Annotated in this window: 19 protein-coding genes and 3 tRNA genes; 11 read left to right on the forward strand and 11 right to left on the reverse strand. The window is 61.1% G+C overall.

Annotated elements, in window-relative coordinates; all coding sequences use genetic code 11:
• Positions 1–50: 50 nt before the first annotated feature.
• Together AKL25_RS06615 and AKL25_RS06620 are read right to left on the reverse strand one after the other, a co-directional pair.
• Complete coding sequence (locus tag AKL25_RS06615) at positions 51–917, reverse strand: segregation and condensation protein A (protein WP_007875673.1); 867 nt, start codon at positions 915–917, stop codon at positions 51–53.
• Between the two features lie 11 nt (positions 918–928).
• Complete coding sequence (locus AKL25_RS06620) at positions 929–1,135, reverse strand: DUF3460 family protein (RefSeq protein ID WP_050476843.1); 207 nt, start codon at positions 1,133–1,135, stop codon at positions 929–931.
• Between the two features lie 74 nt (positions 1,136–1,209).
• Between AKL25_RS06620 and AKL25_RS06625 the strand changes: the two genes are divergently transcribed.
• Positions 1,210–1,722 (forward strand): outer membrane protein assembly factor BamE, encoded by a 513-nt coding sequence (locus AKL25_RS06625; RefSeq protein WP_050476844.1) that lies wholly within the window; start codon positions 1,210–1,212, stop codon positions 1,720–1,722.
• Positions 1,723–1,746: 24 nt separating this feature from the next.
• On the opposite strand, the gene AKL25_RS06630 is transcribed toward AKL25_RS06625, so the two are convergent.
• The 6 genes from AKL25_RS06630 to metG all read right to left on the reverse strand — a co-directional run bounded on the left by AKL25_RS06630 (position 1,747) and on the right by metG (position 9,653).
• Complete coding sequence (locus AKL25_RS06630) at positions 1,747–3,447, reverse strand: Na/Pi cotransporter family protein (protein ID WP_050476845.1); 1,701 nt, start codon at positions 3,445–3,447, stop codon at positions 1,747–1,749.
• Positions 3,444–4,241 carry an HAD-IIB family hydrolase gene (locus tag AKL25_RS06635; RefSeq protein WP_050476846.1) on the reverse strand — a complete coding sequence of 266 codons (798 nt, stop codon included), beginning with the start codon at positions 4,239–4,241 and terminating at the stop codon, positions 3,444–3,446. The genes AKL25_RS06630 and AKL25_RS06635 overlap by 4 nt, the downstream gene beginning before the upstream one ends.
• Position 4,242: 1 nt before the next feature.
• Positions 4,243–5,781, reverse strand: a complete 1,539-nt coding sequence (gene glpD / locus AKL25_RS06640; RefSeq protein WP_050476847.1) for a glycerol-3-phosphate dehydrogenase — start codon at positions 5,779–5,781, stop codon at positions 4,243–4,245.
• Positions 5,778–6,824, reverse strand: a complete 1,047-nt coding sequence (locus AKL25_RS06645) for a sugar-binding transcriptional regulator (protein ID WP_050476849.1) — start codon at positions 6,822–6,824, stop codon at positions 5,778–5,780. Before AKL25_RS06645 ends, glpD begins: the two co-directional genes overlap by 4 nt.
• 236 nt (positions 6,825–7,060) lie before the next feature.
• The gene (locus tag AKL25_RS06650) at positions 7,061–7,540 is read right to left on the reverse strand and encodes a GNAT family N-acetyltransferase (RefSeq protein ID WP_050476982.1); all 480 of its coding nucleotides are present in this window, start codon (positions 7,538–7,540) and stop codon (positions 7,061–7,063) included.
• A 25-nt stretch (positions 7,541–7,565) separates the two neighbouring features.
• Positions 7,566–9,653, reverse strand: a complete 2,088-nt coding sequence (gene metG / locus AKL25_RS06655) for a methionine--tRNA ligase (RefSeq protein WP_050476851.1) — start codon at positions 9,651–9,653, stop codon at positions 7,566–7,568.
• 218 nt (positions 9,654–9,871) lie between these two features.
• On the opposite strand from metG, the gene apbC reads away from it, so the two are divergent.
• The 7 genes from apbC to AKL25_RS06690 all read left to right on the forward strand — a co-directional run bounded on the left by apbC (position 9,872) and on the right by AKL25_RS06690 (position 15,066).
• Positions 9,872–10,960 carry an iron-sulfur cluster carrier protein ApbC gene (gene apbC / locus AKL25_RS06660; protein WP_050476852.1) on the forward strand — a complete coding sequence of 363 codons (1,089 nt, stop codon included), beginning with the start codon at positions 9,872–9,874 and terminating at the stop codon, positions 10,958–10,960.
• 127 nt (positions 10,961–11,087) lie between these two features.
• Positions 11,088–11,516: a DUF4399 domain-containing protein gene (locus AKL25_RS06665; protein WP_050476853.1), complete on the forward strand. Its 429-nt coding sequence runs from the start codon at positions 11,088–11,090 to the stop codon at positions 11,514–11,516.
• A gap of 111 nt (positions 11,517–11,627) precedes the next feature.
• Positions 11,628–13,064 (forward strand): glutamate--tRNA ligase, encoded by a 1,437-nt coding sequence (gltX, locus tag AKL25_RS06670; RefSeq protein WP_050476854.1) that lies wholly within the window; start codon positions 11,628–11,630, stop codon positions 13,062–13,064.
• Between the two features lie 73 nt (positions 13,065–13,137).
• A tRNA-Ala gene (locus AKL25_RS06675) sits at positions 13,138–13,213 on the forward strand.
• Positions 13,214–13,318: 105 nt separating this feature from the next.
• Positions 13,319–13,394 (forward strand) — tRNA-Glu (locus AKL25_RS06680).
• Positions 13,395–13,435: 41 nt separating this feature from the next.
• Positions 13,436–13,511 (forward strand) — tRNA-Glu (locus AKL25_RS06685).
• Between the two features lie 763 nt (positions 13,512–14,274).
• Complete coding sequence (locus AKL25_RS06690) at positions 14,275–15,066, forward strand: enoyl-CoA hydratase-related protein (protein ID WP_050476855.1); 792 nt, start codon at positions 14,275–14,277, stop codon at positions 15,064–15,066.
• Between the two features lie 78 nt (positions 15,067–15,144).
• Here AKL25_RS06690 and AKL25_RS06695 read toward each other — a convergent pair whose 3' ends face one another.
• Positions 15,145–15,726, reverse strand: coding sequence for a DJ-1/PfpI family protein (locus AKL25_RS06695; protein ID WP_050476856.1), 582 nt, complete (start codon positions 15,724–15,726; stop codon positions 15,145–15,147).
• A 71-nt stretch (positions 15,727–15,797) separates the two neighbouring features.
• Positions 15,798–16,724 carry a LysR family transcriptional regulator gene (locus AKL25_RS06700; RefSeq protein WP_050476857.1) on the reverse strand — a complete coding sequence of 309 codons (927 nt, stop codon included), beginning with the start codon at positions 16,722–16,724 and terminating at the stop codon, positions 15,798–15,800.
• A gap of 151 nt (positions 16,725–16,875) precedes the next feature.
• Between AKL25_RS06700 and AKL25_RS06705 the strand changes: the two genes are divergently transcribed.
• From AKL25_RS06705 to mmsB, 3 genes are all read left to right on the forward strand, one after another.
• The gene (locus AKL25_RS06705) at positions 16,876–18,090 is read left to right on the forward strand and encodes an ABC transporter substrate-binding protein (protein ID WP_157050520.1); all 1,215 of its coding nucleotides are present in this window, start codon (positions 16,876–16,878) and stop codon (positions 18,088–18,090) included.
• Positions 18,091–18,192: 102 nt separating this feature from the next.
• A complete protein-coding gene (locus AKL25_RS06710; protein ID WP_050476858.1) occupies positions 18,193–19,701 on the forward strand; it encodes a CoA-acylating methylmalonate-semialdehyde dehydrogenase in 1,509 nt (502 codons plus the stop codon).
• A 24-nt stretch (positions 19,702–19,725) separates the two neighbouring features.
• On the forward strand, positions 19,726–20,619 hold the full coding sequence (gene mmsB, locus AKL25_RS06715; RefSeq protein ID WP_050476859.1) for a 3-hydroxyisobutyrate dehydrogenase: 894 nt from the start codon (positions 19,726–19,728) through the stop codon (positions 20,617–20,619).
• A 177-nt stretch (positions 20,620–20,796) separates the two neighbouring features.
• Here the strand turns inward: mmsB and denD are convergent, their stop codons facing one another.
• Positions 20,797–21,771: a D-erythronate dehydrogenase gene (gene denD / locus AKL25_RS06720; RefSeq protein ID WP_050476860.1), complete on the reverse strand. Its 975-nt coding sequence runs from the start codon at positions 21,769–21,771 to the stop codon at positions 20,797–20,799.
• Positions 21,772–21,864 lie beyond the last annotated feature (93 nt).

Consider the following 21,864-nt stretch of genomic DNA (forward strand, 5'->3'; position numbering starts at 1 on the left):
GTGCGGAGGCGGGCTGAGCAGATACTGAGCAAATACGGCAAGCTGAAAAATCAGCTCGGCGAATACGACAGCCGCACGTAAATCGGCGCGAAGGCTTCCGCCTGGGTGATCTCGATCAGGGTTTCCTTGGCCAGTTCGAGCAGGGCGATGAAGTTGACCACCACCACGGGCACACCGCGCATCGGATCGAACAGATCGGCGAACTCGACAAAGCGGGCCGATTGCAGGCGGCGCAGGATGCCGGTCATGTGCTCGCGCACCGACAGTTCTTCCCGGCTGATGTGATGGTGGGCGGTGAGTTTGGCGCGGCGCATGATGTCGCTCCACACCGATTGCAGGTCGTCGAGGTTGACGTCCGGCCAGCGGGTGACCACGGTTTGTTCGACGTAGACCTGGGTGCGCACGTAGTCGCGGCCGACTTGCGGCAGCGAATCGAGTTCTTGCGCGGCCAGTTTCATCTGCTCGTATTCCAGCAGGCGGCGGACCAGCTCGGCGCGGGGATCTTCGGCTTCTTCGCCGGTGTCGGCTTTCTTGACCGGCAGCAGCATGCGCGATTTGATCTCGATCAGCATCGCGGCCATGAGCAGATACTCCGCGGCCAGCTCGAGGTTGTGCTGGCGGATCTGATCGACGTATTCCAGATATTGCAGGGTCACCTGCGCCATCGGGATGTCGAGAATATTGAAGTTTTGCTTGCGGATCAGGTACAGCAACAGATCCAGCGGACCCTGGAAGGCTTCCAGGAACACTTCGAGCGCATCCGGGGGGATGTACAGGTCGGTCGGCAGCTTGAACAGCGGCTCGCCGTACAGTTTGGCGAAAGCGACGCCGTCGACCACATCCGGCGTCGTGTCCGGCTGGCCTGCCAGCGTCAGTTCAGCAGCGTCGGAGGATTGATTCCCGGCGTTTTCGATCATGCTCTGGCGAATCAGTGGTTTTGATAGACGTAGGGTTGTTGCTTGACGCGGGAATCCTTGTCGCGTGCGGTCGTGTCCAGATTCAGAGGCGCCTTGTCCCACAGCAGGGCGCGGCCGGCGCGTTGTTGTTCTTCCAGTTGCGGATTCTTTTCCTTGAGTTCGGCGATGAACTTGGTCGCTTCGGATTCGTAGGATTTGAAAAGTTTGAAGAATGGCATGGTTTTTCCTGGAAATTCTTATTAACTGGCTAATAGGCGCTATTCTACCCTGTCTTGAAGCCCGAGAATCAAAGATGGCAATGATGAGAAACAAGGTGTTGGCGTGGTGCATGGCCGCTTGCGCGGCGTTGCTGTCGCTGGGATGTGATCGCGACGGCAATCCCATACAGGAGTTCGGCTTGGACAAACTGAATAAAGGCGTCTCGACCGAGGCGGACGTACGCGGCGTCATGGGGCAGCCCGACAGCGTGCGGGAGGAAAGCGGCGAGCGCATTCTGGAATACCCGAAGGGGCCGCAGGGCGTGCGCACCTGGATGTTTCGCATCGGCGCCGACGGAAAATTGACAGACTATCAACAGGTGCTGACGGACGAAAACTTCGACAAGGTGCAAAAGGGCATGACGCGCGAGGAAGTGCGCAACATGCTTGGGCGGCCGCGCACCGTGGTGCCGTTTGCGCGCAAGCAGGAAGAAGTGTGGGACTGGAAATACCTGCACGTCCACGAAGAACGCCTGTTCAACGTGCATTTCGACATGCAGACCGGCAAGGTCGTGCGCATGTCGATTTCCGAGATTTCCGGGCACTGACCCTGCTGATCGTTCCGGTCGATATCAGGGCGGATGCGAATAGTCGCCGAATTCCTGCCGCGCCTGGGCCGCCACCGGATCGTCGCCGACGTTCATGCGGCTCCTGCGCAGCATGCCGGCGTCGTCCAGCACGGAATAGGCGGTTGAGCAGAACAGCGAATGCATGCGGCGCATGTCGCTGATCAGGTCCAGATGCAGCGAGCTGGTTTCGATGCTTTGCTGCGTTTCGCCGGCGAGGCGGATCAGGTGGGTCTTGGAATAGGCGCGTTCGAGATCGCGGAAGGCTTCTTTCTCCGCCAGCAGTTTTTGCGCGCTTTTCAGGTCGCCGTCGAGAAACACCGACAAGCCCAGTTGCAGGCTGGTTACCAGCCGCGCATGCATTTCGCAGACCTCGGTCATGCCGGCGTCGGAGAAGGTGCGCTGCGGCGCGATCTTCTTGTTCTCGATTCCTTTGACGATGCGTTCGATGATGTCGCCGGCCTGTTCCAGATTGATGGTCAGGGTGACGATGTCGGTCCAGCGGCGCACTTCCTTGTCATTCAGCTCTTCGCGCGAGACGCGCGCCAGGTACATCTTCACGGCGGTGTAGAGCTTGTCGACGTCGTCGTCGAGCTTGCGGATCTGTTGCGCACGCAACTGATCGTTGTTGCGGATGACCGGCAACAGGCTCAGCAGCATCTTCTCGATCAGGTCGCCGATACGCAGCACTTCACGCGACGCGTTGGCCAGCGCCAGCGAAGGCGTGTCGATGGCGCCCGGGTCGAGATGGCGGGCGGCGATGGCGGCGTCATCGTCTTTTTGCAACTCGGGCAGCAGGCGTGTGCACAGGCGCGCCATCGGATCGACCAGCGGCAGCAGCAGGCCGCAACGCACGGTGTTGTACAGCACGTGGAACGCCACCACGCCGAAGCGCAAGTCTTTGGTCAGCAGGCTGATCCACACTTCCAGATAATTGATGAAGGGCAGTACGACAATTGCGCCGGACAGCCGGAACAGCATGCTGCCCAGCGCCACGCGCCGGCCGGCCACGTTCTGGCTGGCGGCCGTCAGCAAGGCCAGGATGCCGCTGCCCAGATTGGCGCCGATCACCAGGCACAGCGCCACCTTCAGCGAGATGATGCCGGACGTCGCCAGCGTCGCCGCCAGCAGGACGGCGGCCAGGCTGGAATAGGTCAGCATCGCGAAGATGGCGCCGATCAGCGCATCGAGGACGATGTCGCCGGTCAGCGTCGAGAACAGCACCTTGATGCCCGCGCCCTGGATCATCGGCCGCGTGGCGGCGGTGATCATTTCCAGCGCCAGCAGGATCAGGCCGAGGCCGATCACGGCGCGCGCCATGCGCCCGATCGAGGTGTGGCGGCGCGACAGATAGACCACCACGCCGCCGAAAATCAGCAGCGGCGAAATCCAAGACAAGTCGAAGCTCAATACGCCCGTCATCAGCGCCGTGCCGACATCGGCGCCGAGCATGATGGTCAGCGCCGGCGTCAAGGTGACCAGGCCTTGGGCAACGAAGGAGCAGACGATGACGGCGGTGGCGTTGCTGCTCTGGACCAGGCTGGTGACGCCGACGCCGGCCAGGAAGGCGAGGCTGCGGCGCTTGATGCTGGTGCTCAGGATGCGGCGCAGCTGCGCGCCGTACACGCGCAGCACGTCGGTGCGCACGATGTGCGTGCCCCAGACCAGCAGGGCCAATGCAGAGAGCAGGTTGAGTAGGGTAGTCATGGCTCCAGCAAGTGTTGCGTCAGCTCAGCGAATCCGGCGCCGCTGGGCTGGTGCGTGATGAAACGGGGCGGATGCGGCAGGCGGCCGGCAAAGTTGAGCACGTTGGCCACGCCCACCGACAGCGGGAAATAGGCGAACATCGGCGCATCGTTGGGCGAGTCGCCGGCGAATACGCAGCGGCGGCGTTCGGCTTCGTCGTCCAGGTCGATGTCGTAGCGCTCCTGCATCATCAGGCGCGCCATGCTGAGTTTGTCGTAGTCGCCGAACCAGCCGTTGACGTGAATCGAGCTGATCTTGGCGGTCATGCCTGCGTCTTCCATAATCCTTACGATGCAATCGATTACATCAAGTTCCAAAGGAGAGACGTCTTCGCAGAAATCAATCGCGAGATCGTACTGGCGGCAGAACTGATCCGACGCAACGGCGCAGCCGGGGACGTCGCGCAGGATCTTGTCGCGCACTGCAGCAAGGCGCACCGTGTTTTCGCGCCGGATGCTTTCTTCCAGCAGATGACGGGTATGCAATTTTCCGGTGCCGCTGTCATGCCACATGTAGAGCGCGCCGTTCTCGCCGATGACGCCGTCCACCGGCCACATGCGTGCGATGTGATCGCACCAGCCGGCCGGACGTCCGGTCACCGGGATGACGCGCAGGCCGCTGCGCTGCAGCGACTCCAGCGCTTCGTATGCCTGGGCGCTGAGCTTGCCGTCCGTGGTCAGCGTGTCGTCGATGTCGGTGAAGACGGTGCGGACTTCTTTGGCCAGTGCCCGCGGCAATTGATTCAGCGCTTGCATGTCAGCTCCGGCGCGCGCAGCGTTCGTTGAACCAGGCGGCAAAATCGGCGCGCTGCTGTTCGCTCATGTGCAGGCCGCACTTGGTGCGGCGCCACAGCACATCGTCCGGCTGGTAAGCCCATTCATGCGTGATCAGATAGTCGACTTCGCGCTGCACCAGTCCGCCGCCGAAATCGCGGCCGAGTTCTTCCGGTGTTTGCGCTTCTTTCAGGATCACGTGCGCGTTGCGGCCGTGGCGGCCGAACAGGCGCGTCAGGAAATGGGCGTCGAGGCGGGCGTATTTCTTCTTCAGGTAATCCAGTTCCTGTGCGCGATCGGCGCGCTTGAACTTGCCGCCGGGCAGGGCTTCCTGGTTGGTCCACGAACCGCGGCGGGTCTTGGTCCAGGGCGCCAGTTTTTCCAATACGGATTCGGCGAGGCGGCGATAGGTGGTGATCTTGCCGCCGTAGACCGATACGCACGGGATGTTCCCGGCGTCTTGCAGCACCAGCGTGTAATCGCGCGTGACGGCGGAGGGGTTGTCCGACTCGTCGTCGAACAGCGGACGCACGCCGGCGTAGCGCCAGACGATGTCGGCGTGAGCGATCGGTTGGGCCAGGTATTGATTGACGGCGCGCAGCAGATAGGCTTCTTCTTCCGCGCTGATTTTGGCGCCGTTGTCCATGTTCTCTTGCGGGACGTCGGTGGTGCCGATCAGCGTGAACTTGTCTTCGTAAGGAATCATGAAGACGATGCGCTTGTCGTCGTTTTGCAGGATGTAGGCATGCTCGCCCGCGAACAGGCGCGGCACGATGATGTGGCTGCCGCGCACCAGCTTGACGGCGGCGTGCTTGCTGCCTTGCTCGGTCGGATTGAGCAGGTGGTCCATCTTCGCGACCCAGGGGCCGGCGGTGTTGACGATGGTGCGCGCGGTGACGCTTTGGCGTGCGCCGCTGATGCTGTTTTCCAGTTCGCATTGCCAGACGCCGTTGTTGCGTTTGGCGTCGGCAAGGCGGGTGCGGGCGAAGATGTCGGCGCCGTGTTCCTGGGCGCTTTGCAGATTCAGGATGACCAGGCGTGCATCGTCGACCCAGGCGTCGGAATAGGCGAAGCCGCGCGTGATGTCGGCGCGCAGGCCGCTGGGTGCATCCATGCGGTCCAGTTCGATGCCGCGTGAATGCGGCAGCGTGATACGGCCGCCGATATGGTCGTACATCCACAAGCCGAGACGGATCATCCAGCGCGGGCGCAGGCCTTTGACGTGCGGCATGACGAAACGCAGCGGCCAGGCGATGTGCGGCGCGATGTTGAGCAGGTGTTCGCGCTCGGCCAGCGCTTCGGCGACCAGGCGGAATTCGTAGTATTCGAGATAGCGCAGGCCGCCGTGGATCAGTTTGGTGCTGGCCGACGAGGTGGCGCCGGCGAAGTCGTTCTGTTCGCACAGGGCGACCTTCAGGCCGCGCCCGGCGGCATCGCGCGCGACGCCGGCGCCGTTGATGCCGCCGCCGATGATCAGGAGGTCGTAGGTTTCCGGACTGGCTGTAGGAGTCAGTGAGGTCATTGCTTTGCTCGCTTGCGGTTGGTTTTGTTGTTGGTTGTCGTATTCGCTGCTTCGCTTGCGGCGCTTGTTTCTTCCGGCTGTTCCAGCTCTTCCACCAGCAGTCTGGCGGTGGGTTCGTCGATCACCAGTTCGTTGATGTAGCCGCCGGCCAGCGCTGCACGCAGGCCGGGGATCTTGCCCTTGCCGCAGACCACGCAGATGGAATGCGCGGCGCGCTGGAAGCGATCCAGGTCCGGGCCGCTGCTGCGCGCATTCAATGCCACGTCTTTCCAACTGCCGTCTTCACGGAAGAACACCGTGGCGATGTCGCCGACCACGCCGTCCTTGAGGATGTCTTGCCGGTCGTGCTTGTCGAGATAGCCGCCGGTATGGATGTGGCTGCCGGTTTCCGCCGCGCCGATGCTGAACAGCAGGATGGAGGCGTTGTTCTGCAAGGTGCGGATGGCCTTGATGCTGCGTTCGCGCCAGAGCGCGTTGCGCGTGTCGGCGTAATCGAAAAACGCCGGCACCGGAAAGCTGTGCGCCTGCGCGCCGTAGTTTTGTGCGAAGCGCGAGACGATGGATTCGCCGAAAGTATTGACGATGTTGGCGCCGGCGCCGGAACCGTTGAGCTGGACGACGGCAACGCCATGGACATGCTTGGGCACAAGGTTCTCGGCGATGGCGGCGACGGTGTTGCCCCAGGCCAGGCCGATGACGGTGGAGGGCAGCACCAGCGAGTTCAGGTAGGCGGCGGTGTGTGCGGCAACGCGCTGCATGCTTTCGCGTTCGTTGGCCGATGCCGGCACCGGCACCACCTGGATCGAGCGCAACGCATAGTGTTTCCTGATGACAGCCTCGAGATTGCCGGACAGCTCCAGCGGATCATGCACGCGGATTTCGACCAGGCCGTTTTCCATGGCGTAGGACAGCAGTCGCGACACGGTCGCGCGCGAGGTGCCCATCTCTTCCGCGATGGCGGCCGTGGTCATGTTCTGGAAGTAATACAGACGCGCCACGCGGACGGCGGAATGCGCGATGCTCTGACGATCTGCTGTAGCCATATTCTGATTTGGACAAATGATCATTTGTGTTGAACGTTTGTACAATAATCCAACTGGCCGCAGAAATCAAGCCGCAGGCAGGGGCTTGTGGTGCATCGGTATAGCGTGGCGGGTCGTCCGAAAAATGACGTATGGAAACGATGAAGGAAAGCTGATGGACGGCGGACGGACGTAAAAAAACCGCTATGCGCCGGCAAATGCGGGCGGATAGCGGCTTGAGATATGGAGAGGTCTGCTTAGTTGCGCAGCCAGCGGCGCATCACGATGGGCGAGGGCTCCATCGGATTGGCGCGGGTGTATTCCAGTTCCGGTGCGATTTCAAAACCGAAGGCGGCGTAGACGTCGAGCAACTGACCCTGGTCGGTCCTGACCGCCAGGCGCAGTTCGCCGATGTCGGCCGCCAGCGCGCGGTGGATCAGCGCTTCCATCAGGTGCTGCGACAGGCGTTCGCCGCGATAGCTTGGCAGAATGCCCATGCGCAGGATTTCCCAGACGTCGAGCTCGGTATCCAGCGGCAGCCAGCGCACCGAGCCGGCCGGCACGTTGTCGCGCAGCAGAACGAAGCCGCCGCCGCGCTGCAGGTCTTCGGCGACGCGTTTCGGGTCTTCGCGGTGGCCGCTGGAACTCGGCGCCACCTTGTTGGCCCAGCTGCCGCGCGTGATTTCGGCGATCAGTTCGGCATCGTCGACGGTGGCTTCGCGGATCAGGAGATCGATGTCTGACATGGTGCGCCGTATCGGATTAACGAACCCGCATGCCAGGCTCGGCGCCCGGCCATGGGTTCAACACATAGATGCCCGGCTTGGCTTTTTCGTCCTTGGCGGAGGCGGCCAGCACCATGCCTTCGGAGATGCCGAACTTCATCTTGCGCGGCGCCAGGTTGGCGACCATGACCGTCAGCTTGCCGACCAGCTCTTCCGGCTTGTAGGCCGAAGCGATGCCGGAGAACACGTTGCGCATGCGGCCTTCGCCGGCGTCCAGCGTCAGGCGCAGCAGCTTGGTCGAGCCTTCGACGGCTTCGCAGTTCACAATCTTGGCGATGCGCAGGTCGATCTTGGCGAAATCGTCGATGCTGATTTCGGGGGCCAGTTCTTCGATGCCGGCATCTGCCGTTTCGGGGGCGGCGGCGGCATCGGAGGCCGCCGCTTCAGGCGCATCGAACAGCGCGTCGAGCATCTTCGGGTCGACGCGTTGCATCAGGTGGGCGTACGCGTTGATGACGTGGCCGTCAGGCAGCGCAGTTTGCACGTCGGTCCAGCTGAATGGCGTAACGTTGAGGAAGCCTTCCACCTGCGCGGCCAGTTGCGGCAGCACCGGTTTCAGATACACGGTCAGGATGCGGAAGGCTTCCAGCAGGCGGCTGCAGACTTCATGCAGTTGCGCGTCCTTGGCGCTGTCCTTGGCCAGTTCCCACGGCTTGTTGGCGTCGACGTAGGCGTTGATGACGTCGGCTTGTTCCATGATCGCGCGCAGGGCCTTGCCGTATTCGCGTTGCTCGTACAGCGCCAGGATGTCCGGTGCGATGCCGCGTAGTTTCGCCAGGAAGGCGTCGTCGGCAGTCGCCCATGCGGTCGACAGCTTGCCGTCGAAACGCTTGGCGATGAAGCCGGCAGCGCGGCTGGCGATGTTGACGTATTTGCCGATCAGGTCGGCGTTGACGCGCGCCACGAAGTCGTCCGGGTTGAAGTCGACGTCTTCGACCTTGGCGTTCAGTTTGGCGGCGATGTAATAACGCAGCCATTCCGGATTCATGCCGATGTCGAGATAGCGCAGCGGCGAGATGCCGGTGCCGCGCGACTTGGACATCTTCTCGCCGCTGACGGTGATGAAGCCGTGCGCGAACACGTTGTTGGGCACCTTGCGGCCGGCGAACTTCAGCATGGCCGGCCAGAACAGGGTGTGGAAGTAGGTGATGTCCTTGCCGATGAAGTGATACTGCTCGGTCTTGTCGTCGACCATGAAGGCGTCGAAGTCGCGGCCGATCTTGCCGAAATAATTCTTCAGCGACGCCAGGTAGCCGATAGGCGCGTCCAGCCAGACGTAGAAATACTTGCCCGGCGCGTCGGGGATTTCAATGCCGAAGTAGGGAGCGTCGCGGCTGATGTCCCAGTCGCCCAGGCCGGTATTTTCTCCATCCTTGCCGTCCAGCCATTCACGGCATTTGTTGGCCACTTCCGGCTGCAGGCGGTTGTTGTCCAGCGCCCATTCGCGCAGGAAGGCGACGCACTTCGGATCGGACAGCTTGAAGAAGAAATGTTCCGACGACTTCATCACCGGCGTGGCGCCGGAGAGGGTCGAGTAGGGATTCTTCAGGTCGGTCGGCGCATACACGGCGCTGCAGTTTTCACAGGAGTCGCCGTACTGGTCCTTGGTGCCGCACTTCGGGCATTCGCCCTTGATGTAGCGGTCCGGCAGGAACATGCTTTTGACCGGATCGAAGAACTGATCGATGGTCTTGGTGGTGATCAGCTTGGCATCGTCGCGCAGCGCGCGGTAGATGTCTTGCGACAGCTGATGGTTTTCTTCGCTGTCGGTCGAGCTCCAGTTGTCGAAGGCGATATGGAAGCCGTCCAGGTATTGCTTGCGGCCGGCCGCGATGTTGGCGACGAACTGCTGCGGCGTCACGCCTGCTTTTTCAGCCGCGATCATGATCGGTGCGCCGTGGGCGTCGTCGGCGCCGACGAAATGGACTTCATGGCCCTGCATTCGTTGGAACCGGACCCAGATGTCGGCCTGGATGTATTCCATGATGTGGCCGATGTGGAACGCGCCGTTGGCGTAGGGGAGGGCGGTGGTAACGAAAAGTTGGCGTGGCGATGAAGTGCTCATTGGCAATGCTTGCTGGGTGGGTGAAAAGAAAAGAGGGTCATTTTAGCAGCCGCGAGGCTTTTGGCGCAGGCTTGATGGACAAACAAGGCGCAAACCGCAGTCGCCGCAGCGCCGGTTTGATGTCTTTAAGGCAACTTTTGGCGGGCAAGCCTTTGTCGATCGGTCTGTGACGGCGGCGCGATTGGTTTAGACTTGCGGGTGTCTTTCAAGGAGAGGTAATGAGCATCACCACCGAAGCAGTCAAAACAGCGCTTTCCCAGGTCGTCGACCCCAACACCGGCAAGGATCTGGTGGCAGGCAAATCGATCAAGAACATCCAGCTCGATGGCGCCGATGTCGCCTTCGACGTCGAATTGGGCTATCCCGCCAACAGCCAGATCGAACTGATCCGCAGCGCCGCCGAGGCAGCCGTGCAAGGCGTGGCCGGCGTCGGTTCGGTCAAGGCCAACGTGTATTTCAAGATTGTTGCGCATGCAGTGCAGCGCGGCATCAAGCTCAAGTCCAACGTCAAGAACATCATCGCGGTGGCGTCCGGCAAGGGCGGCGTCGGCAAGTCGACCACCGCCGCCAACCTGGCGCTGGCGCTGGCCGCCGAGGGCGCGCGCGTCGGCATCCTGGACGCCGACATCTACGGCCCTTCGCAGCCGATGATGCTCGGTATCGACGCCAAGCCGGAAACCAAGGACGGCAAAACCATGGAGCCGCTGGAAAACCACGGCCTGCAGGTGTCGTCCATCGGTTTCATGATCGATCCGGACGAGCCGATGGTGTGGCGCGGCCCCATCGTCACGCAAGCCTTGCAGCAACTGCTCGACCAGACCAACTGGCGCGATCTGGATTACCTGATCGTCGACATGCCGCCGGGCACCGGCGACGTGCAACTGACGCTGTCGCAAAAGGTGCCGGTCACCGGAGCGGTGATCGTGACCACGCCGCAGGACATCGCCTTGCTGGATGCGCGCAAGGGCCTGAAGATGTTTGAAAAGGTCGGCATCCCCATCCTCGGCATCGTGGAGAACATGAGTACGCATATCTGTTCCAACTGCGGCCATGCCGAAGCAATCTTCGGCAGCGGCGGCGGCGAGAAGATGTGCGCCGACTTCAACGTCGATTTCCTCGGCGCCTTGCCGCTGACGATGGCGATCCGCGAGCAGACCGATTCCGGCCGTCCGACCGTGGTGGCCGAGCCGAACGGGCCGGTTGCGGAAATTTACAAGAACATTGCGCGCAAGGTCGCTGTCAAAGTGGCGGAAAAAGCCAGGGACATGACCAGCAAGTTCCCCAGCATCGTGATCCAGAACGATTGACCTGAAACTGCTGATGCGGCTGGAATGCCGGTGACGCCTGCAGGGGTTGTCGGCGTATCTTGCCTGCATGTCCGGCCTTTTTGCCGTCGCTGTATTTGACCAATGTAGTGTATTGAGGAGACATGTAATGACAACCCTGGCATCGCGTTTGATTCAAACCTTGTTCTGTTCGGCTGTGCTGCTGGTATCGGCAGCATCGACGGCATCCCTGGCGCAGGCGGCGGATCCTTCCGTTTCCTTCACCGCGCCGATGGACGGCGCCACCGTCACCAGCCCGTTCGATGTCAAGTTCGCTGTCTCCGGCATGGAAATCAAGCCGCTGGGCGACATGACCCCGAACACCGGCCATCACCACCTGCTGATCAACACGGGGCCGATCCCCAAGGGCGCGCCGATTCCGATGGACGACACGCACCTGCATTACGGCAAGGGGCAGACCGAAGCCAAGATCACGCTGCCGCCGGGCAAGTACACCCTGACCATGCAATTCGGTGACGGCGCGCATCAATCCTATGGTCCGGCCATGAGCAAGACCATCAATATCACCGTCAAGTAAATCCCGCCCGGCGCGCAGCATGATTCCATGACTGCGCCCGACGCGGTAAAATGGCGGCTTTCCGATCAGACTGACAACGGCTTTGGCGTTCCAAGGCCGTTTTTATTTATCATGACATCCACAGACCAGACTGCTCCTTCCGCCGAATCCGTCCCGACCCAGGTCCGTACCCGCTTCGCCCCCAGCCCGACCGGCTATCTCCACCTGGGCGGCGCGCGTACGGCCTTGTTCTCGTGGGCCTATGCACGCCGTTTCGGCGGCACCTTCATCCTGCGTATCGAAGACACCGATCTGGAACGTTCCACCCCGGAAGCGGTGCAGGCCATCATCGACGGCATGCAATGGCTGGGTCTGGAGCATGACGAAGGCCCGTTCTATCAGATGAAGCGCATGGAGCGTTACCGCGAAGTCGTGGCGCACATGCTGCAACAGGGCACTGCTTATTATTGCTATTCCTCGCCGGAAGAAGTCGAAGCCATGCGCGAGCGCCAACGCGCCGCCGGTGAAAAGCCGCGTTACGACGGCACCTGGCGTCCTGAGCGCGGCAAGACCTTGCCGGACATCCCGGAAGGCCGCAAGCCGGTGGTGCGCTTCCGCAATCCGCTCGACGGCGACGTGACCTGGGACGACGTGGTCAAGGGCCCGATCACGATTTCCAATCGCGAGCTGGACGACCTGGTGATCGCGCGTCCGGACGGCACGCCGACCTACAACTTCTGCGTCGTGGTCGATGATTGGGACATGAAGATCACCCACGTGATCCGCGGCGACGACCACGTCAACAACACGCCGCGCCAGATCAACATTCTGAAAGCACTCGGCGGCACGCTGCCGCTGTACGGCCACGTGCCGATGATCCTCGGCGCCGACGGCGAGAAACTGTCCAAGCGTCACGGCGCTGTCAGCGTGATGGATTATCCGGCGCAAGGTTTCTTGCCGGAAGCCATGCTCAACTATCTGGCGCGTCTGGGCTGGAGCCACGGCGACGAAGAAATTTTCTCGATGGAACAATTCTGCAAATGGTTCGACCTCGACCATCTGTCGAAGTCGCCGGCGCAATTCAATCCGGAAAAGCTGGCCTGGCTCAACAATCACTACATCAAGCTGGCCGACAACGAGCGCCTCGCTGCGCTGGTGCGTCCGCTGCTGGAAAAAGAAGGCGCACAGTTCGACGGCGCGCCGGCGTTGGCGCACACCATCGCGCTGCTCAAGGAGCGCGCCAACACGGTGAATGAACTGGCGCCGGCCGTCATGATGTTCTATCGCCAGCCGGCACCCGATGCTGCACTGGTGACGCAACACATCACCGACGCCATCAAACCGGCGCTGCAAGACTTCGCCGTACGCTGTGCGACGGTGGAGTGGAACAAGGCTGCACTGGGCGCGATGATCAAGGAAGTGCTCGCCGCCCACACGCTGAAGATGCCGCTGCTGGCGATGCCTTTGCGCCTGATCGTTGCTGGTCAGTTGCAGACGCCGGCAATCGATGCGGTGCTGGAATTGTTCGGTCGTGAGGTCGTGCTGGCGCGTTTGCAAAACTATTTGTAATAAAGAAGAGGGTTTTTCCGAAAACCCTCTTGCTATTTACCAATGCATGTTGCATAATCTCGCTTCTTCGCAAGGGGGTATAGCTCAGCTGGGAGAGCGCTTGCATGGCATGCAAGAGGTCAGCGGTTCGATCCCGCTTACCTCCACCAGCGACTCAGTAGTAACTGAGTAGTAGAAGTAAAGTAGTAAATGCTAGTAATAAACTGTGATGCCACACAGTCGGTAGTAAGGTAACAGCTGCGGGACAACACAATGTCCCCATCGTCTAGAGGCCTAGGACATCACCCTTTCACGGTGAGTACGGGGGTTCGAATCCCCCTGGGGACGCCAGCGTTATCGAGTACTATCTGAATTACTGCAACCGGACAATTGTCCCCATCGTCTAGAGGCCTAGGACATCACCCTTTCACGGTGAGTACGGGGGTTCGAATCCCCCTGGGGACGCCAAAATAAAAATGCCCGCTTTGCGGGCATTTTTTTTTGACGTCACCAAGTGATGTGCCTGCGCACATCACGCGGGGGATTCGAAGGGTTTCGCCTGCTGGCGAAACCGCGGCCTGCCGAAGGTAGGCGAATCCCTCGGACGCGCAGCGTTCGTTAGCCGGCGGGCGATAACGCTGAAAAGAAAATAATCCCAAGAACAAACAGCAATGTTTCGGCAAAGCCGAAACGAGCCCGTCCGCAAAGCGGACGAAGCCGACGCCAAATCCAACGTAGTCATTAATCAACCCAAGAACAGCAGCGAAGTTCCGGCAAGCCGGAACCAGCAGCGCGCCCGCAAAGCGGGCGAAACCGGCGTGCGATACAACGCGGTAGTCAGCTAAATCCATCAGACGAAAAAACACCATCGCGCCAGCACACTGCAAGCGTCAACGCCGTAAGCCGCCATCACCAGCAACGCCACTGGATTCTCGCGTTCGCGAGAACGACAGCGTGGAGAATAGAGAGGACGATCGCATCCATGTCTCAATCCATCAATCCATCAGATCACCACCAAATCAGCAATTCTTCAGCCCACTTTTTCTCGCCCAGCATATCGCTCTCCCGCAAACCAAACTTTGTCCTCCCAAAGACAAACCATCTCCCCATTTCCCGCTAATCTCCCTCCTCAAATTCCACCAAGTCCATTTTTCTTTTACTATCTCCGCATAGCCGCACCAAAACCAGACGCCCAAAGCGCACCGAAGAACCAACACCGAAGGAGTCCGCCATGAGCCAAGCCGCCGATCTCGTCATCGACGCGCGTGGGGTAGCAACCGTCACCCTGAACCGCCCCGAAGTCCACAACGCCTTCGACGACCTGCTGATCGCGCATCTGATCGATCTGATCGCTCAGGCCAGAAACAATCAGCAAGTCAAGGTATTGGTGCTGGCCTCGACCGGCAAATCCTTTTCCGCCGGCGCCGATCTCGGCTGGATGCGCCGCATGGCCGATGCCTCACGCGAAGACAACATCAAGGACGCGCATCAGCTGTCGGCCTTGATGGAAAGCCTGAACAATTTTCCCTGCCCGACGGTCGCCAAAATCCAGGGCACGGTCATGGGCGGCGGTGTCGGCCTGGTAGCTTGCTGCGATATCGCCGTCGCCAGCGACAATGCGTTCTTTGCCCTGTCGGAAGTCAAGCTGGGACTCGCGCCTGCCGTCATCAGCCCGTATGTGATCGCCAAGATCGGCGTCTCGCAGGCGCGCCGTTATTTCGTTTCGGCAGAACGTTTCTCGGCCATTCGCGCCGCCGCCATCGATCTCGTGCATGAAGTGGTGCTGGTGACCGAACTCGACGCCAAGACCGAGCAGATCGTCGCCACGCTGCTGGCCAACGGCCCGCAGGCCATGCGCCGCGCCAAGGAGCTGGCGCAAGTGGAAAACCCGCTGCCGTGCACGCCGGCGCTGCGCGACTACACCACGGGCGTGATCGCCGATCTGCGCGCTTCGGAAGAGGGCAAGGAAGGGCTGCGCGCCTTTCTCGAAAAGACGCAACCAGGCTGGATCGCCAAACACTGAGCCGGCATCTTTGCCTGCATCAAAAAGAAAAGCCGCCGTCCATTGCAGACGGCGGCTTCTTTTCATCGTAAGGAAATCCTAGAGCTTGATTTCCGTACCCAGCACCTTGAGGAACTGCGCCAGCCATTCCGGATGTGCAGGCCATGCCGGCGCGGTCACGAAATTGCCGTCGGTGACGGCGCTGTCGACCGGGATCTCGGCGTAATGACCGCCGGCCAGTTTGACTTCCGGCGCGCATGCAGGATAGGCCGAGATCTTCTTGCCTTCGATCACGCCTGCCGCAGCCAGCAATTGCGCGCCGTGGCACACGGCGGCGATCGGCTTCTTCGCTTCGGCGAAGTGGCGCACCATGGCAATCACCTTGGCGTCCAGGCGCAGATACTCGGGCGCACGGCCGCCGGCGATGACGATGGCGTCGTATTTGGCCGGATCGACGTCGTCGAAGCCGGCGTTCAGCGCAAACTGATGGCCGGGCTTTTCGGTGTAAGTCTGGTCGCCTTCAAAGTCGTGGATGGCGGTCTTGATCTTGTCGCCGGCTTTCTTGCCGGGGCAGACCGCGTGTACGGTGTGACCGACCATTTGCAGCGCCTGGAACGGCACCATGGTTTCGTAATCTTCGGCAAAGTCGCCCGTCAACAATAGAATTTTCTTTGCTGCCATGCTGATCTCCTTGGTTGCGAGCCGATTGCCGGCTCGTTGAGGTGGTTTCACTTCGGTCTTGTGCGCGCTGGTTACGCGTTCTCATTCATCCAGGTCATCTGACGCGACTTCCCCATTAAAAATTCCTTGTTCGGCTCCATGCAGTCGCGCAGATAACTCCACAGCGCGGAAACTCTTGCCACATGGCGCTGTTCGCTGGCGGCGACGAGCCAGAACGAACGCATGATTTGCACCTCGTCGGGCAGCACCGGCACCAGATCGTCGGACTGCTGGGCGAGGAAGCAGGGCAGGATCGCCAATGCCTGGCCGCTGCGCGCCGCCGTGTACTGCGCGATGACGCTGGTGCTGCGGAAGGCGCGGAAGGCTTCCGGCGCGATGTTTTCCTTGTAGCGCAATTCCTCGCTGAAGACCAGGTCGTCGATGTAGCCGATGAAGTTGTGGCGTTCCAGGTCGGCGACCTTGCCGATGGCGGGGTGATTCTCCAGATAGCCCGGCGTGGCGTAGAGCTTCAGGGCATAGTCCGCCAGTTTCGTGACAACGTAATTACCGCTGACCGGCCGCTCGATGGTAACGCTGATGTCGGCCTCGCGCTTGGATAGATTGACGAAGCGCGGCATCGGCAGCATGTCCACCGAGATGTGCGGATTGCGCGCGCAGAAGTGGGCGATATGCGGCGCCAGCACAAAGGTGCCGAAGCCTTCCGTGGCCCCCAGCCGGACCTGGCCGGACAGCAGGCGGTTGTGGCCGCCCAGCTCTTCGGCGGCGGCGTAGACGGTGCTTTCGATCTTTTCGGCGTATTCGACCAGGCGGTAGCCGTCGGCGGTCAGGCTGTAGCCGTGGTTGTTGCGGTCGAACAGCTGGCTGCCGACCTGTTCTTCGAAGCGTTTGATGCGGCGCGATACGGTCGAGTGATCGATGCCCAGTTTCTTGGCGGCATCGACCAATCCCTGACTGCGCGTGAGTTCCAGGAATACTCGCAGGTTGTCCCAATCCAGCATGGCGTCTCCATTTGTGCCGTTTTGTTTGGACTTTGCAATTATGCAAAGGCATTTTGAATTATTGGTTATTGTAACGATATTAACGCACATGCAAAATGAGTCTCGAAATCGCCGCAGAGCAATTTCAGAAAACATATAACGAGGAGACTCCATGCAAAAAAACATCCGTGCCGCCCTGGCAATGGCTGCGCTTTCCCTGACCTGTATTTCCGCCGCCGTGCAGGCGCAAAACTCCGACACCGTCAAAATCGGCATCCTGACCGACATGTCCGGTCCTTACTCCGCCATGGGCGGACAGGGCTCGGTGGTCGCCGCCAAACTGGCGATCGAGGATTGCCTCAAGGCCGAATGCAAGGGCATGAAAATCGAGGTGCTGTCCGCCGACAACCAGAACAAGCCCGACGTCGGCGTCACCCGCGCCCGTGAATGGCTGGACCGCGACAAGGTCGAGGCGATTGCCGACCTGACCAATTCGTCGGTGGCGCTGGCGGTGCAGAAGCTGATCAAGGAAAAGGGCGGCATCGCCATGTACAGCGGCCCGGCAACCGGTGCGCTGACCACGGCTGAGTGCGCGACGAACGGCTTCCACTGGATGTTCGACACTTATTCGCAGGCAGCCGGCGCAGCGGCCGCGCTGACCAAGCTGGGCAACAAGTCCTGGTATTTCGTCACGGTGGATTACGCCTTCGGCCACTCGCTGGAGAAAGACGCCTCCGACGTGGTCAAGGCCAACGGCGGCACTGTGGTCGGTTCCGTGCGCCACCCGCTGAACGCTTCGGACTTCTCGTCCTTCTTGCTGCAGGCCCAGGCTTCCAAGGCGCAAGTGATCGGCCTGGCGGACGGCGGCACCGATGTCGTCAACGCCATCAAGCAAGCACGCTCGTTCAGCGTCGGCGACAAGAACCAGCGTCTGGTGGCCTTGCTGGTGTTCCTGTCCGACGTCCACGCGCTCGGTCTGGATGCCGCACAAGGCCTGGTCTACACCGACGGTTTCTACTGGGATTACGACGAACAGACGCGCGGCTTCTCCAGGCGTTTCGAAGCGCAGTTCAAGAACAACAAACCGACCATGGTGCAGGCCGGCGTGTATTCCAGCGTCTATCACTTCCTGAAGGCCCGCGCGGCGGCCAAGACCTCGGACTGGAAGGTTGTCTCGCAAAAGATGCGCGAGATCCCGATCAGCGACGTCGTCATGCGCAACGCCTCCATCCGTCCTGACGGCCGCGTGATTCACGACATGTATCTGTACCAGGTCAAGTCGCCGGCCGAATCCAAGGCGCCCTGGGATTATCTGAAATTGTTGTCGACCATTCCGGCACAGCAGGCTTTCCGTCCGATGGATGCCGCTTGCCCGCTGGTCAAATAAATCAAGCAAGGATTCACGCTTTCCCGGGAGTCGGGTGTCGACATTGCCAGTCATCTCCGACCCGATTTCCGGCTTCTACTTCATCACTATGGAAAACGCATCATGAGCCAAGCCAACATTCCTAACGTTCCCCTCTACATCAACGGCGAGCACGTGCAGTCGACTTCGAAAGAATGGCGCGACGTGCTCAATCCGGCCACGCAGGAAGTCGTGGCGCGCGTGCCGTTTGCGACCAAGGAAGAAGTCGACCGCGCCGTCGCCAATGCCAAGGAGGCCTTCAAGACCTGGCGCAACACCTCGCTCGCGCAGCGCATGCGCATCATGCTCAAGTTCCAGCAACTGCTGCGCGACAACATCACACCGCTGGCTGAACTGATCACGCGCGAACACGGCAAGACCCTGCCGGACGCCGAAGGCGAAGTCATGCGCGGCCTGGAAGTCGTTGAGCACGCCTGCTCGATCACTTCGCTGCAACTGGGCGAGCTGGCCGAGAACGTGGCCGGCGGCGTCGACGTCTACACCATCCATCAGCCGATCGGCGTGGGCGCCGGTATCACCGCGTTCAACTTCCCGGTGATGCTGCCTTGCTTCATGTTTCCGATCTCGGTCGCCTGCGGCAACACCTTCGTGCTCAAGCCGTCCGAACAGGATCCGACCTCGTCGCTGTTCCTGGTGGAACTGGCCAACAAGGCCGGCCTGCCGCCGGGCGTGTTGAACGTGGTGCATGGCGGACCTGACGTCGCCAACATGATCTGCGACCATCCCGATATCAAGGCGGTGTCCTTCATCGGCTCGACCAACGTCGGCACCCATATCTATCGCCGCGCCAGCGAAGCCGGCAAGCGTGCGCAGTGCATGATGGGCGCCAAGAACCACTGCATCGTGCTGCCTGACGCACCGAAGGATCAGGCCATCAACAACTTGCTCGGCGCGGCATTCGGCGCCGCCGGTCAGCGTTGCATGGCGAACTCGGTGGTGGTGCTGGTCGGCAAGACCAAAGAATGGATTCCGGAAATCGTCGAGCGCTCCAAGGCCATGAAGGTCGGCCCGGGCAGCGATCGCAAGGCCGATGTCGGCCCGCTGGTTTCCAAGGCCGCCAAGCAGCGTGTTGAGCGCCTGATCGGCGTCGGCGTGGAGCAGGGCGCCAAGCTGCTGCTGGATGGCCGCAATTGCAAGGTGGCGGGGCATGAAGACGGCAACTTCGTCGGCCCGACCGTATTTACCGGCGTCAAGGCCGGTATGGACATCTACGAACAGGAAATCTTCGGACCGGCGATGTGCATCGTCGAAGTCGAAACCCTGGACGAAGCCATCGCTTTCATCAACGCCAACCCGAACGGCAACGGCACCTCAATCTTCACCTCGTCGGGTTGGGCTGCACGCAAGTTCCAGAACGAAATCGACGTCGGCCAGGTCGGCATCAACGTGCCGATTCCGGTGCCTGTGGCGTATTTCAGCTTCACCGGTTCACGCGCCTCCAAGCTCGGCGATCTGGGCCCGAACGGCAAGCAGGCCGTGCTGTTCTGGACACAGACCAAGACCGTGACGGCGCGCTGGTATGCGCCGGATGAAGAAGCCGGTCAGGTCAATACCACGATTTCGCTGAAATAAAGCGCATCTGAAAAGGAGAACAACATGAGCGCCGATATTACTTTCATTGGCCTGGGCAACATGGGTTTGCCGATGGCGCAGAATCTCGTCAGGGCGGGGTACTCGGTCAGCGGCCATGATCTGGTCAAGGCCAGCGTCGACAAGCTGGTCGAGACCGGCGGCGTGACCGAAGCCGACGCCATGGCGGCAGTCGCCAAGGCCAAGGTGGTGATCACCATGCTGCCGGCCAGCAAGCATGTGGAATCCATCTACCTCGGCGACAAGGGCATCCTGGCCAACATCAAGCCCGGCACCTTGCTGATCGACTGCTCGACGATTGCGCCGGAAAGCGCGCGCAAGGTCGCCGCCGCAGCACTGGAGAAGGGCTTCACGATGCTCGATGCGCCGGTCTCCGGCGGCACCGGCGGCGCGACGGCCGGCACGCTGACTTTCATGGTCGGCGGCACCGACGACGGTTTCGGTCTGGCCAAGCCTTATCTGGAAAAGATGGGCAAGGCGATCTATCACGCCGGCGCCAGCGGCAGCGGGCAAACCGTCAAGGTCTGCAACAACATGCTGCTGGGCATACTGATGATCGGCACCTCGGAAGCGATCCGCCTCGGCATCGCCAACGGCATGGACCCCAAGGTCCTGTCGGAAGTGATGTCCAAGAGCTCGGGCCGCAACTGGACACTGGAAGTCTACAACCCTTGTCCCGGCGTGATGGAAAACGCGCCGGCATCGAAGGGCTATGCCGGCGGCTTCGGCGTCGACCTGATGTTGAAGGATCTGGGGCTGGCGGTAGAGAACGCCTTGGCCACCGGCAGCAGCGTGCCGATGGGCGCGCTGGCGCGCAATCTCTACGACATTCACAGCAAGTCGGGTGCAGGCGGATTGGATTTTTCCAGCGTGTTCAACATGTTGGCGAAAGCGAAGTAGCAGGGAAGCAGTTGCTGTAATGCTGTGCGCCGTGGCGGGGGAAACGACACGGTTTGCAGTCTCCAGTTGGTGCCGGATCTGGCGCGGATTTCTTTCGGGATTTCCGCGCCTTTTTTATTCCCGCAAACGAAAACGGCGTCATCGCTGACGCCGCTTCGGGAACGATGCCGTGAGAAATTACTTTTTCACTTCATCTTCAATATGCGCTTTCACGATGCTGGCGAAATCGCTGTCTGCAATGAAGCCCAGCGCCTTTGCGCGTTTTGCTTCAAAGTCGCCCGGCCACGAATTGACGATGCGCTTGATGGCTTCGTCTTCCTTCCATTCGATCAGCTTGACGACGTCGGCGCCGGCCACTTGTTCCAGCGCATCGACCATCTGGCGCACAGTGACCGACAAGCCGTCGATGCTGAGGAAGCGCGCCAGGCCGAGATCGGCGCCGTTGATTTCGTGGCCGTGGATCAGGTTGTCGATCGCCTTGCGCGGCGACATCAGCCACATGCGGGTCTCAGGGCTGACCGGGCACACAGAGGGCTGGCCGTTGAGCGGTTCGCGGATGATGCCGCTGGCGAAGCTCGACGCCGCCTTGTTCGGCGCGCCGGGACGCACGGAAATAGTCGGCATGCGCAGCGCGCGGCCATCGATGAAGCCCTTGCGGCTGTAATCGTTGACCAGCAATTCGCCCATCACCTTTTGCGCGCCGTAGGAGCTTTGCGGCATCAGCAGCGCGTTGTCCGGCACTTGCGCCGGCAGGGCGCCGCCGAACACCGCCACCGAACTTGTGAACACCACGCGCGGCTTGCTGCCCAGCGCACGGGCGCGTTCCAGGATGATGCGGGTGGCGTCGAAGTTGATCTTCATGCCGAGTTCGAAATCGGCTTCGGCGTGGCCGCTGACGATGGCGGCGAGATGGAAGATCGATTGCGTGTCCTTGGTGATGACGCGCTCGATGACGGCGGCGTCGGCGATGTCGCCGACCACCGATTCAATGCGCGCATCGTCGAAGCCTTGTGCTGCGACCACGTCGAGCAGGGTGATGCGGCTGATGGTTTGCTGCTTGCCGTCGCTGCCGGTCAGCTGACCGCGTTTGAGCAATTGACGCGCCAGACGGCTACCCAGAAAGCCGGCGCCGCCGGTGATGACGATATGCATGAATATTCTCCTGAGCCTGTCTCGGGGCCTGCTGCGAGGCCATGAACAGGTTTGTTAGTTAAGTGAAATCTTAAAGTTGTCATACAACTTTGC

The sequence above is a fragment of the Herbaspirillum rhizosphaerae genome, from assembly GCF_001189965.1.
In the GTDB taxonomy this organism is placed as follows: domain Bacteria; phylum Pseudomonadota; class Gammaproteobacteria; order Burkholderiales; family Burkholderiaceae_D; genus Herbaspirillum; species Herbaspirillum rhizosphaerae.

Excerpts from the sequence above, each read along its gene's own strand:
- AKL25_RS06615 (WP_007875673.1), bottom strand. The coding sequence starts at position 917 with ATGATCGAAAACGCCGGGAATCAATCCTCCGACGCTGCTGAACTGACG.
- AKL25_RS06620 (WP_050476843.1), bottom strand. The coding sequence starts at position 1,135 with ATGCCATTCTTCAAACTTTTCAAATCCTACGAATCCGAAGCGACCAAG.
- AKL25_RS06625 (WP_050476844.1), top strand. The coding sequence starts at position 1,210 with ATGGCAATGATGAGAAACAAGGTGTTGGCGTGGTGCATGGCCGCTTGC.
- AKL25_RS06630 (WP_050476845.1), bottom strand. The coding sequence starts at position 3,447 with ATGACTACCCTACTCAACCTGCTCTCTGCATTGGCCCTGCTGGTCTGG.
- AKL25_RS06635 (WP_050476846.1), bottom strand. The coding sequence starts at position 4,241 with ATGCAAGCGCTGAATCAATTGCCGCGGGCACTGGCCAAAGAAGTCCGC.
- glpD (WP_050476847.1), bottom strand. The coding sequence starts at position 5,781 with ATGACCTCACTGACTCCTACAGCCAGTCCGGAAACCTACGACCTCCTG.
- AKL25_RS06645 (WP_050476849.1), bottom strand. The coding sequence starts at position 6,824 with ATGGCTACAGCAGATCGTCAGAGCATCGCGCATTCCGCCGTCCGCGTG.
- metG (WP_050476851.1), bottom strand. The coding sequence starts at position 9,653 with ATGAGCACTTCATCGCCACGCCAACTTTTCGTTACCACCGCCCTCCCC.
- apbC (WP_050476852.1), top strand. The coding sequence starts at position 9,872 with ATGAGCATCACCACCGAAGCAGTCAAAACAGCGCTTTCCCAGGTCGTC.
- AKL25_RS06665 (WP_050476853.1), top strand. The coding sequence starts at position 11,088 with ATGACAACCCTGGCATCGCGTTTGATTCAAACCTTGTTCTGTTCGGCT.
- gltX (WP_050476854.1), top strand. The coding sequence starts at position 11,628 with ATGACATCCACAGACCAGACTGCTCCTTCCGCCGAATCCGTCCCGACC.
- AKL25_RS06690 (WP_050476855.1), top strand. The coding sequence starts at position 14,275 with ATGAGCCAAGCCGCCGATCTCGTCATCGACGCGCGTGGGGTAGCAACC.
- AKL25_RS06695 (WP_050476856.1), bottom strand. The coding sequence starts at position 15,726 with ATGGCAGCAAAGAAAATTCTATTGTTGACGGGCGACTTTGCCGAAGAT.
- AKL25_RS06700 (WP_050476857.1), bottom strand. The coding sequence starts at position 16,724 with ATGCTGGATTGGGACAACCTGCGAGTATTCCTGGAACTCACGCGCAGT.
- AKL25_RS06705 (WP_157050520.1), top strand. The coding sequence starts at position 16,876 with ATGCAAAAAAACATCCGTGCCGCCCTGGCAATGGCTGCGCTTTCCCTG.
- AKL25_RS06710 (WP_050476858.1), top strand. The coding sequence starts at position 18,193 with ATGAGCCAAGCCAACATTCCTAACGTTCCCCTCTACATCAACGGCGAG.
- mmsB (WP_050476859.1), top strand. The coding sequence starts at position 19,726 with ATGAGCGCCGATATTACTTTCATTGGCCTGGGCAACATGGGTTTGCCG.
- denD (WP_050476860.1), bottom strand. The coding sequence starts at position 21,771 with ATGCATATCGTCATCACCGGCGGCGCCGGCTTTCTGGGTAGCCGTCTG.